Below are 18,316 nucleotides of genomic sequence, written 5' to 3' on the forward strand. Positions count from 1 at the left end.
TTGATGGGGCAAAATGCTCGCACATTCTGACCCACCTACCCGTTAATCAAAATTGCACTTCAAACTTGAATCCGCGGTCGGCTTTAGCTTATCCAACTGTCCGAAAAAACGTGACCGCCGCACCACTTCATGGGTTGCCAAGCCCCATCGTTTTCGCAACACGATCCAACCGATCGTCGCAGGTCATCAGGCGCGCTCCATGCCGCTCCGCCAGGGCGAGATAAAGCGCATCATATACGGTGAGATTGTGTGTGTCCGCCAAGGCATGGGCGGAGACAAGCAATGGCGCATGCGGCTCGATGCGAACCGGCAAAGAGGCAATTGCCTCGATGATTGCCCTGGCCTCCTCGGAAGACAGCTCGCTGCGCCTTTGCTTACGCAACAGCACGTTGGCTGATTCGGCGAGCATCAGATCGGGGGCCAGCACGACATCCGAGCCGTGCATTGCCCGGTTCAGGGCTGCCTCGATCTCGGGATGAAGCGGTCCGTCCGGGACGAAGAGCCGCACGATGGCGGAGGTGTCGGCAACCCAGATCATCGCGCCCGATCTGCCCGGACATCCTCAACCGTATCGCCAAGGGTTCGCCCGGCGAGTTTGCCGCGCCACTGCCTTGCGGCCTCCAGCGGGGACGGGCTCGCCAGGCGCACTTCCCGTTCGATCAGGGCGCGAACGTATTCCTGCACGCTGCGATGACTGGCAGCGGCAAGCCGCTTCAATGCCTCATGGACATCATCGGGCAGGTTGCGGATGTGGAGTGCTTTCATAGTGGTTCCTATGCCCCAGAAAGGTAGCGATATGCTACCGTTGATATGCTATCATCTTATCACAAAAATCCCTGCAAAAGATCAAGTCCCTGCGCAAGCGGGCGCGTATTGGCCAGGCCGTGCTCGCCGCCGTGCTGAATACCAGCCTGTCAACGGTGCAGAAGTGGGAGGGGGGCGACAAGCAGCCCAGTGGTCCGTCCTTGAAACTGCTCAACGGGCGCCTCGAAAAACATGGGATTTGCCATTCCGGAGAGCACTGGAGCCCAGCGAAATCAATGAACTGAACACCGGCTTTCGCCTTGTGGCCAGTGTTTCGAGGTTCCCCAACCTGATCGAAGGGAGGGGCTCGAAGCCGTGCCGTAGGATGAACCAGATGGGCGCGCCGTTCTTCGCGAAAACGCCGGGAAGGATGGCACTCGTAATGCGTGATAACGTGAAGGTTGGCGGGGTGCGTTTGGCAACATACGGTAGCAAGAGGCATCAGCAGGGGGATTACCGTGCCAGTCAGTCACGGCCAAGCCCCAGCTGCTGCCGGAGAAAGTGGTGGGAAACCGGGCTGCGCCGCTGTCTTGCAGCTTCCTCCCGCTCGAAACCTGCCGGAGCCCGGGTTCGTCGGGCGACGAACCGGGGCGGTCAGATTGTTTCATCGTGTCTCAAAAATCGACGGCAACTGCTTGTTTTCGGCCGGATATCCGGGTAAGGTAGAGCCGAACGCGCCGGCGGGCATGCCGCCGGCGCCGCCGCCTCCGGGTAAACAACCTGTCACTCAAGGGGAGGGGGAGGATGACGTTAACGAGCTTTGTCGGGGTGGGGCGCAACCCGGCTCGGGCGGGCCTCAAGGCTTCCCCGAAGGTGGAGGTTTTTCCCAGCGGATGGAAGGCGGACGCAGGAAGAAACAGAGGGCGCATGGGGAGGGACGGATGAAAGGGATGGCATTACTGTCGTGTCTTTTTCTCTTCGCCGTGGCGGCGCGCGCGGAACCGTGCCCCACACCCGGGGTGGCGCAGCGGGTGCAGGTGGGCGCGCAGTCATGTTCGGGCGCAGCGGAAACGGACCCCATTGCCGCCCGCATCCGCGAGTACGAGATGGAGGCGCACGGGTTTCAGGGCGACCCCGAGCTGCGTTCTTCCATTGCCTTGGTCATGGACGAAAAAACCGGCCGCGTGATTTATGCGAAGAACGCGGATGTGCGCACGCCCATTGCATCCATCACCAAGCTGATGACCGCCATGGTGACGCTGGATGCGCGGCTTCCCCTCGATGAGCGGATCAGCATCACCGAGGACGATGTGGACCGGGTGAAGAACACGCATTCCCGGCTGGCGGTGGGCACGGTGCTCACCCGTCATCAGCTCCTGCAGCTTGCGCTCATGTCCTCCGAAAACCGGGCCGCGGCGGCGCTGGCCCGCACCTATCCGGGGGGCACGGCGGCTTTCGTCGCTGCCATGAATCGCAAGGCGCAACAGCTCGGCATGCGCAACACCCATTTCGTGGATTCCACCGGCCTGCGCCCCGGCAATCAGTCAACGGCGGAAGATCTGGCCAGGATGGTGAAGGCCGCCCATGCCTACCCCACCATCAGCGAAATCACCACGACGACGAGCTACGATGTGCAGGTGCCGGTGTACAAGCGCCACAAGGCCCTGGCGCGCGGCGGGGTGGTGCACCGCAGCATCGCTTATCGCAACACCAACAAGCTGGTGAGCGATAAGGAATGGGAGATTGGCCTGTCCAAGACGGGCTACATCGCCGAGGCGGGCCATTGCCTGGTGATGCAGGCGCAGATTGCCAGCCAGCCCCTCATCATCATCCTCCTCGACGGCGATGGCAAACTCACGCGCATCACCGATGCCAACCGCATCAAGCGCTGGCTGGAAAGCAGCCTAGCCAGCCTGCGGCGTGAGAGCTGAGCCGGCCTACTGGCCGAGGGCTTCTTTCTCCATCAGCAGATAGGTGTTGTAGGCATTGATGCGGTTGGCCTCGTTGAAGGCGGGAAGCCTGCGCCAACGGGACCAGTCGGTGCGCGCGTAGGCCTCCTCGAAGGGAACCATGTCGGTCACCGCCTGGCCCATGGCGCGGCGCAGGAAAGTGAGATAGTCGCGGGTCAGGGTGAGGTCGGCGCGGGGATGACGCGACGCCGCACCATGCCCCGGCACCAGTACCCGGGCATTGAAGGCGAGGAGCTTTTCCAACGAGCGCAGCCAGGATCGGCTGTCCGCATCGCCGACGAAGGGGATGCGGCCCTTGAAGACGAGATCGCCGGCGAAAAGCACCCGGTCCTCGTGGACGAAGAGGGCGAGATCGTCCGGAGCATGGGCCGGTCCCACATGGCGCAGGCTGAAATGCACGCCCCCCAGTTCGAACTCGGTTTCCTCCCCAAGATAGCGGTCGGGGGGCACTACGCGGGTATTTTCGTCCACCCAGGGGAAGAGTTCCTCCCGCCGCTGGGCAAGCCGCGCTGTAAGCTCCGGTGAATTCAGATACTGGCGGGCCGCCTCGTGGGCCCAGATTTCCGCGCCCAGGGCCTTGAACACCTGCAGGCCATAGATGTGGTCGGCGTGGTAATGGCTGACGATCACATAGCGAATGGGTGCCGCGGTGATGCGGCGGATCTGGCGCACGAGCGCCTGCGCCAAGGGCGGTGTGCCCAGCGCATCGAACACCACCACGCCGGCGGGGGTGACGACGAAGCCGGCGTTGGACATGAATCCCTGATTGGCCGCGGAGGCCGCGCCCGGCAGGCCCTGAACGTACCAGGCGTGGCGGCCCAGCCGCTGCGGCTCCATTTTCACCGTGACCGGCGCCTCATCGGCAGCATGGACGAGAAGGGGCAGGGCAAGGCAAAAAAGCCACAATCTCTTCAACATGGAAATCCTCGTCTGCTGGATGAAATGGGCTATTATAGGCGCCGCCCGGGCGGGGTGCCGCGGCGCTCCGGACAAGGCCAGAGGTGATTCCCCCTTGCAGCGGCACCCCTTGGCTGCCAGGGGGCGGCCAGACAGCGTTGCCGGGCAGTCACCGCGGGTGAGGTGCGCACGTGGCCCGCTGGGAGTTGGGATTGGCAAAAAAACAGTGGCTCATCATCGTCCTCGCCTTCGTCCTGCCCCTCTTCGGGGTGTTTGCCTGGTGGGGCGGATTCAACCGGGTGGAGATCACGGAGGCGCAGGCGGGGCCCTACCGCTATGTTTACCTGGAACACACGGGCGACTACGGGAACCTGCCAAAAACCCAGGCGCGGGTGCGCGCCCTGATGGAGGAGCAGAAAATCCCCCGCGGTGCTTCCATCACCGTGCTCCTCGACGATCCCCGCAAGGTGCCGCGGGACCGTCTGCGGGCGCGCACGGGTTATCTGGTCGGGCCGGGGGTGATGGCGCAGGAGCCCCTGCGGCTTGGCGAGATCCCCCGGCGGCCGGTGCTGGTGGCCAGTGTGCGGGCGGCCGCCCTGCTGGCGCCCAGCAAGGCCTATCAGGCGCTGCACGAATACCTGCAGCAACGGCGGCGGGAGCTTGTCATGCCCACCGTCGAAATCTACGAGAGTCCGCCCGAGATTTATCGCATGGGGGTCATGCAGGTGGAGATGGAGCGCTGAAAAATGGCCTTCGTGAGCCTCGTCATCACCCTCCTTTTGGAGCATTTTCACCCTCTGCGGCAGCGCGTTGCGCTGTATGTCCAGTTCACCCGTTATGTGAATTTCCTCGAACGCCATCTCAACGCGGGGCGTTACCGTTACGGTGTGCTGGGCTGGCTGCTGGCGGTGCTGCCGCCCGTCGTGGCGGTGGAGCTCCTTGCCGAGGCTGTCCGGCACGGGGGCCTGTTGCTCAGCCTCGCCTTCGACGTGGCCGTGCTCTACCTCACCGCGGGTCTGCGGCATTTCACGGACAGGGCGGGACGCATCGGCCAGGCGCTGCGGGAAGGGGACGTGGATACCGCGCGCCGTGAGCTCAGCCAATGGCATGGCCTCACCACCGACGGGCTGGATGCCAATGCGCTCACCCGCTTGACCATCGAGCAGCTTTTTTCCTGCGCCCATCGCCAGTTCTTCGGCGTGGTGTTCTGGTTTCTTCTTTTGGGGCCCGCGGGTGCTGTGCTCTATCGTCTGGCCCACGGGGTCTATCAGAAGTGGGGTCTGCTCAATCCCGAGGAATTCGGGCGCTTCGGGCTCTTCGCCGCGGACGCCTTCCGCTGGCTGGACTGGATTCCCGCCCGTCTGCTCGCCCTGAGCTTCGCCGTAGTGGGCAATTTCGAGGATGCCCTCTATTGCTGGCGGGAACAGGCAGCGAACTGGGCGCAGCGCATGCAGGGCATGGTGCTGGCAGCGGGCGCCGGTGCCTTGGGCGTGCGTCTGGGGGAGCCACTGGCTTATCCCGGCCGGCTGGAAGTGCGGCCCGAACTGGGCGTGGGGGCGATGGCCGCACCGGAACACGTGGAAGGGGCGGTGGCGTTGGTCTGGCGTGCCGTGGTGGCCTGGCTGGCCGTTCTGCTCCTCCTTGCCCTGGCCACCGCGGCGGTGCATTGAGGTTCAGGCATTGCAGAGGAGGAGCCCATGGACCATCCTGTCACCACGGTCGATCTGATCCGGCACGGCGAGCCCGTCGGCGGGCAAAAATACCGCGGCCAGACGGACGATCCCTTGAGCGAGAAAGGCTGGGCGCAGATGCGCGCGGCCATCGGCGGGGAACGCCCCTGGCATCACATTGTCAGTTCCCCCCTCGTCCGTTGCCATGCCTTCGCCGCCGAGCTCGCCCGTCAGCAGGGCTTGCCGCTCACCGTCGATGCGCGGCTCATGGAAGTGGGATTCGGCGAATGGGAAGGGCGCACACCCGCTGAGCTCACGGCGCAGGATCCCCACCTCCTTGCCCGCTTCCGCCGCGATCCGGTCAACGTGCGTCCCGCGGGGGCCGAGCCCCTGGAGGCATTTTTGGCCCGCGTCGCGGCGGCGTGGGACGAGCTGGTCGAGGCCCACGCCGGCAAGCATGTGCTGGTGGTCTGCCATGCGGGGGTGATCCGCATGGTGCTCACCCATGTTCTGGGCATTCCCCTGGCCCGTGCCTACCGCATCGATGTGCCCATTGCCGGCATCACCCGCATCACGGTGGAAGGCACGGGGCCGGAGGCCATCGCCCGGTTGCGCTTCCACGCGGGCGCCCTTTGAGGTCGCTTGATCTTTTCCGCCTCGCGCTGACGCTTGTCCTGGCGGTGTCCTGTTCCGCCCGGGGCGAGGGGCTGACCCTGCGCGACGATGCCGGTCGCAGCGTGGAAATCAGGGTGCCGGTGGGGCGCATCGTGACGCTCGCCCCCCATCTTGCCGAGCTCGTCTTTGCCGCCGGCGCCGGATCGAAGCTCGTCGGGGTTTCCGCACACAGCGACTATCCGCCCGCGGTGGAAAAGCTTCCGGTGGTCGCCGGCGCCGGCAGGGCGGATGTGGAGCGCATCCTCGCGCTGCGGCCGGACGTGGTGCTGGCCTGGGCCTCCGGCGGCCAGTCCGCCGATGCGGAGCGGCTGGCGGCCCTCGGCATCCCGGTTCTGCTCCTTGAGCCCAGAAGGCTCGAGGACATCGCCCGCCAGTTGGAACTCATCGGCCGTCTCGCCGGCACCGGCTACGAGGCGACCCGAGCCGCCCACGGCGTGCGCAGCCGATTGCGGGAACTGGCCACCCGCTTCTCCGGGCGGCGGCCGGTGGGGGTGTTCTATGCGATCTGGCGAAACCCCCTGATGACTGTGAACGGACGCCACATCATCAGCGAGGCCATCACCCTCTGTGGAGGCCGCAACGTCTTCGCGGACCTGCCGGTACTGGTGCCGACGGTTTCCATGGAAAGCCTGCTTGCCATCGATCCGGAGGCGATCGTGGCAAGCGGCGAAGGCTCACGCCGGGCGCAGCTTTTGGTGGAATGGCAGGAGGAGCGCCGCCTTCGCGCCGTGCGCGCGGGCAATGTCTATTTTTCCGATGCCGACCTCATGCACCGCGCCACTCCCCGCATGCTGGAGGGTATCCGGGCGCTGTGTGAAGACCTGGAGCGCGCCCGCAGCAAAAGCGAAGCAGCCTCTCTAAAGCGGGCGCCGTGAAACCGCCGTCGGGCTCAGCGCCGCTGTGCCTTGTAGTAGTTGATAAGGCCGTTGGTGGAGCTGTCGTGACTGGTGACGGGGGTGTCGTCAGCCAGCTCCGGCTGGATTTTCTGTGCCAGTTGCTTGCCCAGCTCCACACCCCATTGGTCGAAGGAATTGATGTTCCAGATCGCGCCCTGGACGAAGACTTTGTGTTCGTAGAGGGCGATGAGCTTGCCCAGGGTGGGCGGATCGAGGCGGCGGAAGAGAATGGAGTTGGTGGGCCGGTTGCCCGGGAAAATCTTGTGGGGCAGAAGCTGGCGCAGGCGTCTGCCCTTCACGCCGGCGGCTTCCAGCTCGGCACGCGCCTCCTCTTCGGTCTTGCCCCGCATCAGGGCCTCGGTCTGGGCGAAGAAATTGGAAAGCAGGATCGCATGGTGTTCGCCCAGGGGGTTGTGGCTTTGCACCGGGGCGATGAAGTCGGCCGGCACCAGCCGCGTGCCGTGGTGGATCAACTGGTAGAAGGAGTGCTGGCCATTGGTGCCCGGCTCGCCCCAGAGCACGGGCCCCGTGGGATAGTCCACCAGCCGGCGGTCGCGCCGCACCCGCTTGCCGTTGCTTTCCATGTCGAGCTGCTGCAGATAGGCCGGCAGGCGGTGCAGGTACTGGTCATAGGGGAGCACGGCATGGGTTTCGGCGCCGAAGAAATCGATATACCAGATGCCGAGCAGACCCAGGATGAGAGGCATGTTGCGTTCAGGGGGCGCGGTGCGGAAGTGCTCGTCCATGGCGTGGGCGCCGGCAAGCAGCGCCTCGAAGGCCTCCATGCCGATGGTCAGGGCGATGGACAGACCGATCGCCGACCACAGGCTGTAGCGGCCACCCACCCAATCCCAGAATTCGAACATATTGCGGGGGTCGATGCCGAATCGCCTCACCTCTTCGGCATTGGTGGAGACGGCGACGAAATGACGGGCGATCGCCTTTTCGCTTTCCGCAGCGGTGAGGAACCAGGCACGGGCGGAACGGGCATTGGTGAGGGTCTCCTGGGTGGTGAAGGTCTTGGAGGAGACGATGAACAGGGTGGTCTCCGGGTTGAGTGCCTTCAAGGTCTCGGCGAGGTGCGTGCCATCCACGTTGGAGACGAAATGGGGGCGCAAGGGACCCCACCAGGGCTTGAGTGCTTCGGTGACCATCACCGGTCCCAGGTCCGAGCCGCCGATGCCGATGTTGACGATGTCCGTGATGGGCTTGCCACTGTAACCCCGCCAGGCCCCGCTGCGAACCTGGGTGCAGAATTCCCGCATGTGGGCGAGCACCTTGTTCACCCTGGGCATCACGTCGTGGCCATCGACGAGGATGGGGCGATTGCTGCGGTTGCGTAGCGCCACGTGCAGCGCCGCCCGGTTTTCGGTGAAATTGATTTTCTCCCCGGCGAACATCCGCGCGGCCTGCTCCATGACCTTTTCCTGCCGGGCGAGCTCGAAGAGCAGCGCCATGGTGCGCTCGGTGATGATGTTCTTGGAGTAGTCGAGGAGGAAATCGTCGAATTGCAGGGAAAAGCGCTGGAAGCGCTGGGGGTCCTGGGCGAAGAGCTCGCGCATGTGCACGCCTCTCATCTCCCGGTGATGGGCTTTGAGGGCGCGCCAGGCGGGACTGCGGGTGAGTGCGCTCATCAACCCTCCCGTCGCAGAATGATGCCGGCAAGGGGCGGCAGGGTGAGGGCCAGGGAGTGGGGAAAGCCCATCCACGGCAGTGCTTCCGCGCGCAAGCCATGGCCATTGCCCACATTACTGCCGCCGTAGTAGACGGAATCGCTGTTGAAAACCTCGCCGTACCCACCGCCTTCCGGCACACCGATGCGATAGTTTTCCCGGACAACCGGCGTGAAGTTGAGCACCACCACGACGAAATCGCCGTTGCGGGCACGGCGCAGGTAACTCAGGATCGACTGGTCCGCGTCGTGGCAGTCGATCCACTGGAAGCCCTCCTGGGCGAAATCCAGTTCGTGCAGGGGGGCGGTGTCCCGGTAGAGACGGTTGAGGTCGCGCAGGCAGGCTGCCACCCCCTGGTGCCAGTGCACATCGAGCAGATGCCAGTCGAGCGCCCCGTGGACGTTCCATTCCCGGCCCTGACCAAACTCATTGCCCATGAAGTTGAGTTTCTTGCCGGGATAGGTGAGCTGGTAGGTGAAAAGCAGGCGCAGATTGGCGAACTTCTGCCAGGCATCCCCCGGCATCTTGTCGAGGAGCGAGCGCTTGCCATGCACCACCTCATCGTGGGAGAAGGGCAGCACGAAGTTTTCCGTATAGGCATAGAGCTGGCCGAAGGTGAGCTGGTTGTGATGATACCGGCGATGCACCGGGTCGTGGGCGAAATAGCTCAGGGTGTCGTTCATCCAACCCATGTTCCATTTCATGGAAAAACCCAGCCCGCCGAGATAAACCGGGCGCGAGACCATCGGCCAGGCGGTGGATTCCTCGGCGAAGGTGAGCGCACCGGGGAAAGTCTCGTGCACCATGACGTTCATTTCCCGCAGGAAATCGATGGCCTCCAGATTCTCCCGGCCGCCGAAGCGGTTGGGCAGCCATTCGCCGGGTTTGCGCGAATAGTCGAGATAGAGCATGGAGGCGACGGCATCCACGCGCAGGCCGTCGAAGTGGAATTCCGCGAGCCAATAGTGGGCGGAGGAGAGGAGGAAGCTTTTCACCTCGTGCCGCCCGTAGTTGAAAATGAGCGTCCCCCAGTCCTGATGGCGTCCCAGGCGCGGGTCCTCGTGCTCGTAGAGGGCGGTGCCGTCGAAGCGGGCGAGCGCCCAGTCATCGGCGGGGAAATGGGCCGGCACCCAGTCCAGAATGACACCGATGCCCGCCTGATGGCAGCGATCGACGAAGGCGCGCAGATCGTCCGGGCTGCCGTAGCGGGAGGTGGGAGCAAAGTAGCCGGTGGTCTGGTAGCCCCAGGATTCGTCCAGCGGATGCTCGGAGATGGGCATCAACTCGATATGGGTGTAGCCCATCTGCCGCACGTAGGGCAGCAGCGCCTCCGCCAGTTCGCGATAGTTGAGGAAGCGACCATCCGGCTTGCGTCGCCAGGAGCCGGCGTGCAGTTCGTAGATGTTCATGGGGGCGTGCAACCAATCGTGGGCCGCGCGCGCGGCAAGCCAGTCGGCATCACCCCACTGATAGTGGCTGGGTGCGCAGATGCGGGCGGCGGTGCCGGGACGCAGCTCCATGGCCTGGGCGTAGGGGTCCGTTTTCACGAACACCTGGCCCGTGTCGCGGTTGCGGATTTCGAATTTGTAGAGCTCACCCGGCCCTAGGCCGGGAATGAAGAGTTGCCAGACGCCGCTTGCGCCCAGCACGCGCATGGGATGCACACGCCCGTCCCAGCGGTTGAAATCCCCCACCACACTGACCCGCTCCGCATTGGGCGCCCAGACGGCGAAGTTGACACCAGAAATGCCTTCCACCTCCATGACGTGGGCACCCAGGGTGCGGTAGGCCTGCAGCAGCCGGCCTTCGTTGAAGAGATAGAGATCCTGCTCGCTGATGGGGTTGGGCAGGCAGTACGGGTCGTAGGTTTCCCGGCTGCCGGCGCCGTTTTCCAGGCGCAGCAGACAGGGTAAGGGGGGTGGGTCAGGCGAGCGCCATTCGAACACGCCCCGCGCATCCATTTTCTGCATGGCCTGCCAGCCGCTCTGCGTGCGCAGCCACACGCGCTCATCGTGGGGGGCAAAGACGCGCAGCAGCCATTCCCTGCCGGTGTGATGGAGCCCCAGATGGGCGAAGGGGTCGTGCAGGCGCGCCTCGTGAAGGGCATCGTAAACCGGATTGACTTTGTCGAGGATGTCGTGTTTCATGTTCCGGAAATGCGCGTGGTTGGAATTCGGCAGCCGAGCCTTCACCGAAGTGTCACGGGATTATAGCCACAATGCCGGACGGCCACGCAAACGATCATGACCATGGGCCATGATCGTTGCTTCAACCCTGCCCTCTTGCACAGTGAAGAGAGGGACGAGGAAACGCTTCGACGTTAACCCGGCGGGTGTTCCGGTTGGGCAGGCGGACAGAAACAGGCAGCGCGGTTTTCGTTGACAATTCGTTTCCCGGGTCGATCCATGAGTTCCCTCGAAGACCAATCCGCGGCGCGGCACAAGGAGTACCCCCGTTTCGTCAGCCTGCTCACCAAGAACACGGTGGCGGTGATTCTAGCGGGAGGCCGTGGCAGTCGCCTGAAACACCTCACCGACTGGCGCGCCAAACCGGCGGTGCCCTTCGGCGGCAAGTTCCGAATCATCGACTTTCCCCTCTCCAACTGTGTGAACTCCGGTATCCGCCGCATCGCGGTGGTCACCCAGTACAAGGCGCACAGTCTGATCCAGCATCTGCAGCGGGGCTGGGGCTTCCTGCGTGGGGAGTTCAACGAGTTCATCGACATCCTGCCGGCGCAGCAACGGGTGCACGAGCACGAGTGGTACAAGGGCACGGCGGATGCGGTGTTCCAGAACATGGACATCCTGCGCCATTACGGTCCGGAGTTCGTGCTCATTCTCGCGGGGGATCACATCTACAAGATGGATTACGGCGAGATGCTTGCCGCCCATGCAGCCTCGGCGGCGGACGTCACCATCGCCTGCCTGGAAGTGCCCATCGAGGAGGCCAAGGCCTTCGGCGTGGTCACCGTGGATGAATACAACCGCATCCTCTCCTTCGAGGAGAAACCGGCCAATCCTACGCCGATGCCCAACGATCCCACCCGTGCCTTCGTCAGCATGGGCATCTATGTCTTCAATGCCCGTTTCCTCTACGAACAGCTCATCCGTGATGCCGACGATCCCCGTTCCTCCCATGATTTCGGCAAGGACGTGATTCCGTACATCGTCAGCCGTTACCGGGTGTTCGCCCATCGTTTTGCCGACAGTTGCGTGGGGGCACCCAACGGCGTGACCTACTGGCGCGATGTGGGCACGGTGGATGCCTACTGGGAAGCCAACATGGAATTGGCCAAGATCACGCCCGACCTCAACCTCTATGACGAGAAATGGCCCATCTGGACCTACCAGGAACAATTGCCGCCGGCCAAGTTCGTCTTCGATGATCCGGACCGACGGGGCATGGCGGTGGACAGCATGGTCTCCGGTGGCTGCATCATCAGCGGCGCCACAGTGCGCTCCTCGGTGCTCTTTTCCAGTGTGCGCGTGGATGCCTACAGCGAGGTGGTGGATTCGGTCATCCTGCCCCGGGTGGAGATCGGCCGTCACGTGCGCCTGCGGCGTGTGGTGGTGGACAAAGGCTGCCGCATCCCCGACGGGCTGGAGGTGGGCTTCGATGTGGAAAAGGACCGCCGGCGTTTCTACGTCACGGAGCGCGGCATCACCCTGATCACGCCGGAAATGCTCGGCCAGTACATCCACCACGTGCGTTAGCGGCGTTCCCGCGGCCGCGGCCTGTCCATGACCTCCGCCTCACGCGTTCTCCATCTCGTCCTTTGCTGGCACATGCACCAGCCGGATTACCGGCATTACGACAGCCGGGAATTCGTGCTGCCCTGGACCTATCTGCATGCCATCAAGGACTACACGGACATGGCCTGGCACCTGGAGCAGAATCCCCGGGCGCGGGTGGTGTTCAATTTCGTGCCCATTCTCCTGGAACAGTTGGAGGACTATGCGGAGCAGTTCAGAAGCGGCGTGATCCGCGATCCCCTGCTGCGTCTGCTGGCGCACCGGGACCTGGCCTCCATCAGCCGGGCGGAGCGCGATCTCATCCTCGACCGCTGTTTCCGCTGCAATCACAGCAGCATGGTCGAGCCCTACCCCGCCTACCGGCGGCTGCGGGAACTTTTCCGGCAGATTGAGGGGCAGGGCGCTGACCACTTCGAGTATCTTTCCCCCCAGTACCTCGCCGATCTGCTCACCTGGTACCACTTAAGCTGGATGGGGGAGACGGTGCGGCGTAGCACGGAGCTGGTGCCCCGCCTGATGAGCAAGGGGTCGCTGTTCGAGCTCAGTGACCGCCTGCAGCTTTTCGAGCTGATCGGCTCCCTCATCGACGGGCTCATCCCCCGCTACCGGCGCCTCGCCGAGGAAGGGCGCATCGAGCTTTCCACCACGCCCTACTATCACCCCATCGCGCCACTGCTCATCGATTTCCGCAGTGCGCGCGAGGCCTGGCCGGAGGCGCCTCTGCCGGAGTCCCCCTGCTACCCCGGCGGCACCGAACGCTTGGCCTTCCACATCGACGCCGCCCTGGAAAGCCACCGCCGGCGGTTCGGGCAGCCGGCGGCGGGGATGTGGCCGGCGGAAGGGGCGGTATCCCAGCCCGTGCTGCTCAAGTTCGCCCGCCACGGCGCACGCTGGACGGCCAGCGGCGAAGGCGTGCTGGTGCACAGCCTGCGTGCCACCGGCAATGCCTTGCCGCAGAAGCGCGACTACATGTACCGGCCCTATGAAGTGCGGGACGAGAGCGGGGAGGTGGCTATCCACGTTTTCTTCCGCGATGACCGGCTGTCCGATCTCATCGGCTTCGAGTACGGGAAATGGTTTGGTCGCGATGCGGTCAACCATTTCGTTGCCGAGCTGGAACAGATCTACCACCAGACCGAAGGGCATGAAAGTCCTGTGGTGAGCGTGATCCTCGATGGCGAGAATGCCTGGGAGTACTACCCCTACAACGGCTATTACTTCCTTTCCGAGCTTTATGAGGCCCTGACCCAGCACCCCTTCATCCGCATGACCACCTTCTCGGAATATCTGGCGCGCTGCAGTACACGAGAGGGCCAAAGCTGTGCAGTCATCGAGCAGCTGCCGCGGGTGGTGGCCGGGAGCTGGGTGTACGGCACGCTGTCCACATGGATCGGATCACCGGAAAAAAATCGCGCCTGGGATCTTCTCTGCGCGGCGAAGAACGCTTATGATCTCGTCATGGCACGCGGCGAGCTGCCGGAGGAAAGACGGCAAGCGGCCGCCCGCCAGCTCGCCGACTGCGAAAGTTCGGACTGGTTCTGGTGGCTGGGGGATTACAACCCGGCGATGAGCGTGGCCAGTTTCGACCGCCTGTTTCGCGAAAATCTTGCCAATCTCTACAGACTGCTGGATCTGCCCGTGCCGGCCGTGCTCGAGCATCCCATCAGCCACGGCAGTGCGACACCGGGTGTGGAAGCCGGTGGCACCATGCGGCGGGGTGGCTGATTCCCCTAGACATTCTTGCACAAGGTTTTTTGCATGACTCAGACCGTGGCCTTGTTGTTTGGTGTGCACGCGCACCAGCCGGTGGGCAATTTCCCGGAGGTGTTGGAAGACGCACACCGGCGTTGCTACCGCCCCTTTCTGCATACCGTCCACGGTTTTCCCGAGTTTCGTTTCGCCGCCCATTTCTCCGGCTGGCTTTTGGATTGGCTGCTGGAAAAGTTCCCCGAGGACATGCACCTGCTGCGGGAAATGGTGGAAAGGGGGCAGATGGAGTTGTTCGGCGCCGGCGATACCGAGCCGGTCCTGGCGGCCATCCCCGCCCGCGACCGCGTCGGTCAGGTGCGCGCCCTGTCGGAAAAGCTCAAACACAAGCTGGGGGCGGTGCCGCGGGGAGCGTGGCTCACGGAACGGGTGTGGGAGGCGACGGTGGTTCCCGCCCTGGCCGATGCCGGCATCGAATACGTTACCGTGGACGATTACCATTTCCTCTGCACGGGCCGCCGCATGGAGGAACTCACGGGCTATTTCACCACGGAGGAGGATGGCCGTCGTCTGGATCTCTTCCCCATCTCCGAGGCCCTGCGCTACCGGCTGCCGTTTTCCCCGGCGGCGGAGGCCGTACGCTACCTGGAGCGTCTGGCGGAGGCGGGCGGGCCGGGGCAGCCGGCGGCCATCTATTTCGACGACATCGAAAAATTCGGCATCTGGCCGGAGACCTATGAATGGGTGTATGAACGGGGTTGGCTTGTGGACTTCATCCAGGGGGTGCTGGCCTCGCCGGTCATCCGGCCCATGCGCTTCGACGAATACCGCCAGCGGGAGCGTACGCGGGGGATCATCTATGTTCCCACCACCTCTTACATCGAAATGAACGAATGGACGCTGCCTGCGCCCGCCGCCAACCATTACGCCTGGCTTGTGGAACGCGCCAAGGCGGAGGGGCGTTTCGATGTGGACAAACCCTTCCTACGGGGCGGCATCTGGAAAAATTTTTTCAGCCGCTATCCGGAATCCAACTGGATGCACAAACGCATGCTGGAGCTGTCCCGGCGCCTTGCCGCCCTGCCCGGCCGCCACGAGGAGATGCGGCGGCTGCTCTATCAGGCCCAGGCCAACGACGCCTATTGGCATGGCCTGTTCGGCGGGCTTTATCTGCCCCATCTCCGCCGTGCGGTGTATTCCGCCATGGTCCGCCTCGAGGCTTTACTGGACCGCGCGGCGCCACGCCCGCCCGTGGAAGTGAAAGACCTGGACCTGGACGGCGTGGACGAGCTCTTCCTTCACAACGAAACGCTGCAGGCGGTGGTGAAGCTCGACGGCAGCGCCAGCGTCTGCGAGCTCGTGGCCTATCCCCTCGGCCACAATTTCGGGGACACGCTGGCCCGACGGGTGGAGCATTATTACCGCAAGATTTCCGCCGGGCAGACGGTGCACGCGCCCCACGTGGGCGAGGGCATCGCCTCCGCCCATGACCGCGTGAGCTTCAAGCACGAAATTCATGCCGAAGACCTCATTCCGGATGACCACTGGCGTTCCTCCTTCCGTGATGCCTGGCAGGCGGCCGATGCGCCCGACTCTCTCATGCCGCTGAAGTATTCCCGGGCGGCGCAGGAGGCCACGTTCACCGGTGAGGCGGGTCCCCTGCGGGTGGGCAAATCCTTCGTGCTGGCGCCGGGGCGGCTTAAGGTCGAGTACGTCTTCTCCGGGACGCAGGCGGGATGGTTCGTCACCGAGCTCAATCTGGCCATGCCCAGTTGCGATGGACCGGCCGGCCGCTATGTGCTCTCGGGACGCATTCCCGGCGGCTTCGGCCAGCCCCTCGAGGTCGAGGGGCTGACGGAACTCATCCTTGCCGATGACGTGCTGGGGGGCAGCCTGGTGCTGCTTACGAGTCACCCGGCGCATCTGCGGGCGGCACCCCATCACACCGTCTCCCAAAGCGAGGCGGGTTTCGAGAAAATCATGCAGGCGGTGACGCTGCGGCTCGCCTGGCCGCTGGCGGCCGCCGGCAAGCTCACGGTCTGTCTCGAGGTCCGTGGGGCGCAGCCAACCCATTCCTGAGGAAAAACGTGTCCGAAGAACCCGTGGTCAGCAAACACAAGGCGGTGTACATCACCTATTCCATCCTCACCGAGGATGGCCGGATCTATGAGCAGTCCGACATTCCCATCGGCTACGTGCACGGCGCTGACAGCGGCCTCTTTGAGCCGGTGGAGGCGGCCCTGGAAGGTGCCCGGGTGGGCGAGCGGCGGGAGGTGACCCTGGGGCCAGAGGAAGCTTTCGGCCCCCACGACCCGCGGCTCACCTATACCGATGACATCGAGAACGTGCCGCCGGAATATCGCCGCATCGGTGCCGAGGTGGAATTCCAGAATGAAGCCGGGGAGAGTCTCACCTTCCGCGTCACCCGGATGGAAGACGGCAAGCTTACCATCGACGCCAACCACCCCCTGGCGGGCAGGACCGTCACCTTCGTCGTCGATGTGGTGGCGATCCGCGACGCGACGCCGGAGGAAATCGCCCTGGGCCGCCCCCAGGAGGCAAGCCCGCCCACCCTGCACTGAGCCGCCGCCGGTCTGTGACCGGCTCAGGTGAGCCCGCGCTCCTTCTGCAGGCGCTTCAGCCGTGCCAGGTGCTCGTTGAGCTGGGTGATGATCTCCGAGGCGGCATGAATGATCTGACTCGCGGAGAAGCCGGCGCGGATCATCTCCTTGAAGAAGGACTTGGCGAGGATGCGGGCGAGCTGGTTGGGGTGCTCGCTCAGCGCCGCCACGGCGCCGCCCACTGTGGCTTCCGCCTCGCGGGCCAGCGCGAGTTGGGCAAAGCGTGAGTTGAGCACGCCCTGCAACTGGATCACCTGGATGGATTTGCCGATGAAAAGGGCAGCCATTTCCAGCAGGCTCAGGTCATGCAGGTTGAAGGGACGCGAGAGCTCCGGGTCACTTACGTTGATGACACCGATGATACGTCCGTCCACGCTGATGGGCGCGGAAATCAGGCTGCGCGCCCCTTGTGTCAGGCGGCGCGCCAGATGCACGAATTCCGATTGGGCGATGTCCTCGACGAGCAGGGGCTGGCCGCTCGCCAGCACATGGCCGGCAATGCCTTCGCCCACCCGCGCAAGCTCCTGAAAGGCGGCTTCCGGCAGCGCGCCATGGGCGGCAAAGACGCGCAGTCGCACATCCCGTTCCTCCCTTTCGTCCAGCAGCATGATGGAGCAACGGGACGCACTCAGCAGGCGCGCCACCTTTGCCGCCATGGTCTGCAGGTTTTCCTTGAGGCCGCTGGACTCGAGGGAAGCGAAGTCCGTCAGGCGCAGGACGCCGGCTTGCGCATCGCCCATGGCACCCCCTGTGGGCAGAAAAAGCCAGTATAGCCAATATCGGCGTGGCGTCCCGGGGCTTGAGGACGCCTCCGGGCAGGCCCTGGTCAGTGCAGCTCGGCGGCGAGCAGGCGCCGGTATTGAGACACGAGCTCGTGATTGCCCAGCAGGTTGAAGACGGACAACATGGTCTTGCGGCCGATGTCGTCCTGGAAACTGCGGTCACGACGGACGATTTCCAGAAGCTGCTGCAGGGCCGGCTCATACTGCCCCTGGGCGATGTAGAGATTGGCGAGATCAAGGCGCGCCTGAAGGTCGTTTTCATTGGCGGCGATGCGCGCCTTGAGGGTCGCCTCATCCGGCAGGTCCTTGGCCTTCTGCGCAAACTCGATGCGTGCGAGAAGCTCCTGCACGCGGGCATCGGCGGCTGTCTGCGGCGAAAGACTGGCAAGCAGCCGTGAGGCTTCGCTCATCTCCCCCTGATCCACCATGATGGCGGCGGCGTCGATGCGGATCTTTTCGTTGTGGGGATCCAGCTGCGAGGCTTCCGCCAGGAGCTTGAGGGCGCGCGCCGCATCGCCGCTGGCATAGACCTCCTGCGCCTGCTGGCGAAGCGCCTCGCCTGGGGAGGGGATGAGGGCGTCGATGAAGGCCCGCACCTGGGATTCGGGCAGGGCGCCGGAGAACTCATCCACCAGTTGGCCGTTGAGGAAGGCCTTGACCGTGGGTACACCGCGGATGCCGAACTGCGCGGCAAGCTCCGGGTTGGCATCCGTTTCCACCTTGGCCAGGATGAAACGGCCCTGGTACTCGTCGGCGAGTTTTTCCAGGATGGGTTTGAGCACGCGGCAGGGGCCGCACCAGGTCGCCCAGAAGTCCACCAGCACCGGAACATTCTTCGGCGCATCGAGCACGACCTGTTTGAAGTTGGCTGCAGTGACGTCGAAGGAATGGCTTCCCATTGCGTTCTCCTGAAACGATGCTAGTAAATG

The 18,316-nt window shown here is 64.2% G+C and carries 17 protein-coding genes; 10 read left to right on the top strand and 7 right to left on the bottom strand.

Annotated elements, in window-relative coordinates; genetic code table 11:
• Positions 1 to 127: 127 nt before the first annotated feature.
• Positions 128 to 538 (bottom strand): type II toxin-antitoxin system VapC family toxin, encoded by a 411-nt coding sequence (locus K6T56_11545; GenBank protein MCL6556979.1) that lies wholly within the window; start codon positions 536 to 538, stop codon positions 128 to 130.
• On the bottom strand, positions 535 to 765 hold the full coding sequence (locus tag K6T56_11550; protein ID MCL6556980.1) for a hypothetical protein: 231 nt from the start codon (positions 763 to 765) through the stop codon (positions 535 to 537). The genes K6T56_11545 and K6T56_11550 overlap by 4 nt, the downstream gene beginning before the upstream one ends.
• Positions 766 to 815: 50 nt before the next feature.
• Here K6T56_11550 and K6T56_11555 point away from each other — a divergent pair, with 50 nt between their 5' ends.
• Together K6T56_11555 and pbpG are read left to right on the top strand one after the other, a co-directional pair.
• Positions 816 to 1,049 (top strand): helix-turn-helix domain-containing protein, encoded by a 234-nt coding sequence (locus K6T56_11555; GenBank protein MCL6556981.1) that lies wholly within the window; start codon positions 816 to 818, stop codon positions 1,047 to 1,049.
• 645 nt (positions 1,050 to 1,694) lie between these two features.
• Positions 1,695 to 2,675: a D-alanyl-D-alanine endopeptidase gene (pbpG, locus tag K6T56_11560; protein ID MCL6556982.1), complete on the top strand. Its 981-nt coding sequence runs from the start codon at positions 1,695 to 1,697 to the stop codon at positions 2,673 to 2,675.
• Positions 2,676 to 2,681: 6 nt separating this feature from the next.
• Here pbpG and K6T56_11565 read toward each other — a convergent pair whose 3' ends face one another.
• Positions 2,682 to 3,551 (bottom strand): MBL fold metallo-hydrolase, encoded by an 870-nt coding sequence (locus tag K6T56_11565; GenBank protein MCL6556983.1) that lies wholly within the window; start codon positions 3,549 to 3,551, stop codon positions 2,682 to 2,684.
• A 272-nt stretch (positions 3,552 to 3,823) separates the two neighbouring features.
• Here K6T56_11565 and K6T56_11570 point away from each other — a divergent pair, with 272 nt between their 5' ends.
• The 4 genes from K6T56_11570 to K6T56_11585 are packed head-to-tail and all read left to right on the top strand — an operon-like array spanning position 3,824 to position 6,831.
• Entirely contained in the window at positions 3,824 to 4,354 is a 531-nt protein-coding gene (locus K6T56_11570) for a GyrI-like domain-containing protein (GenBank protein MCL6556984.1), read from the top strand.
• A gap of 3 nt (positions 4,355 to 4,357) precedes the next feature.
• Complete coding sequence (locus tag K6T56_11575; protein ID MCL6556985.1) at positions 4,358 to 5,281, top strand: CobD/CbiB family protein; 924 nt, start codon at positions 4,358 to 4,360, stop codon at positions 5,279 to 5,281.
• Between the two features lie 27 nt (positions 5,282 to 5,308).
• On the top strand, positions 5,309 to 5,917 hold the full coding sequence (locus K6T56_11580; GenBank protein ID MCL6556986.1) for a histidine phosphatase family protein: 609 nt from the start codon (positions 5,309 to 5,311) through the stop codon (positions 5,915 to 5,917).
• On the top strand, positions 5,914 to 6,831 hold the full coding sequence (locus tag K6T56_11585; GenBank protein MCL6556987.1) for a cobalamin-binding protein: 918 nt from the start codon (positions 5,914 to 5,916) through the stop codon (positions 6,829 to 6,831). The genes K6T56_11580 and K6T56_11585 overlap by 4 nt, the downstream gene beginning before the upstream one ends.
• 14 nt (positions 6,832 to 6,845) lie before the next feature.
• On the opposite strand, the gene pgi is transcribed toward K6T56_11585, so the two are convergent.
• Together pgi and glgB are read right to left on the bottom strand one after the other, a co-directional pair.
• A complete protein-coding gene (gene pgi / locus K6T56_11590; protein MCL6556988.1) occupies positions 6,846 to 8,486 on the bottom strand; it encodes a glucose-6-phosphate isomerase in 1,641 nt (546 codons plus the stop codon).
• Positions 8,486 to 10,672 carry a 1,4-alpha-glucan branching protein GlgB gene (gene glgB, locus K6T56_11595; GenBank protein ID MCL6556989.1) on the bottom strand — a complete coding sequence of 729 codons (2,187 nt, stop codon included), beginning with the start codon at positions 10,670 to 10,672 and terminating at the stop codon, positions 8,486 to 8,488. The genes pgi and glgB overlap by 1 nt, the downstream gene beginning before the upstream one ends.
• Positions 10,673 to 10,930: 258 nt before the next feature.
• Here glgB and glgC point away from each other — a divergent pair, with 258 nt between their 5' ends.
• Genes glgC through K6T56_11615 form a run of 4 tightly spaced genes read left to right on the top strand, consistent with a single transcriptional unit; the run spans position 10,931 to position 16,566 of the window.
• The gene (gene glgC, locus K6T56_11600) at positions 10,931 to 12,238 is read left to right on the top strand and encodes a glucose-1-phosphate adenylyltransferase (protein ID MCL6556990.1); all 1,308 of its coding nucleotides are present in this window, start codon (positions 10,931 to 10,933) and stop codon (positions 12,236 to 12,238) included.
• A 27-nt stretch (positions 12,239 to 12,265) separates the two neighbouring features.
• Positions 12,266 to 14,002, top strand: coding sequence for a hypothetical protein (locus tag K6T56_11605; GenBank protein ID MCL6556991.1), 1,737 nt, complete (start codon positions 12,266 to 12,268; stop codon positions 14,000 to 14,002).
• 33 nt (positions 14,003 to 14,035) lie between these two features.
• On the top strand, positions 14,036 to 16,063 hold the full coding sequence (locus tag K6T56_11610) for a DUF1926 domain-containing protein (GenBank protein MCL6556992.1): 2,028 nt from the start codon (positions 14,036 to 14,038) through the stop codon (positions 16,061 to 16,063).
• Between the two features lie 8 nt (positions 16,064 to 16,071).
• Positions 16,072 to 16,566, top strand: coding sequence for an FKBP-type peptidyl-prolyl cis-trans isomerase (locus tag K6T56_11615; GenBank protein ID MCL6556993.1), 495 nt, complete (start codon positions 16,072 to 16,074; stop codon positions 16,564 to 16,566).
• A gap of 23 nt (positions 16,567 to 16,589) precedes the next feature.
• Here K6T56_11615 and K6T56_11620 read toward each other — a convergent pair whose 3' ends face one another.
• Both K6T56_11620 and trxA read right to left on the bottom strand, forming a co-directional pair.
• Entirely contained in the window at positions 16,590 to 17,345 is a 756-nt protein-coding gene (locus K6T56_11620; protein MCL6556994.1) for a GAF domain-containing protein, read from the bottom strand.
• Positions 17,346 to 17,431: 86 nt separating this feature from the next.
• Entirely contained in the window at positions 17,432 to 18,286 is an 855-nt protein-coding gene (gene trxA, locus K6T56_11625; protein MCL6556995.1) for a thioredoxin, read from the bottom strand.
• Between the last annotated feature and the right edge of the window lie 30 nt (positions 18,287 to 18,316).

The organism is Burkholderiales bacterium, assembly GCA_023511995.1.
Lineage (GTDB): Bacteria > Pseudomonadota > Gammaproteobacteria > Burkholderiales > Thiobacteraceae > Thiobacter.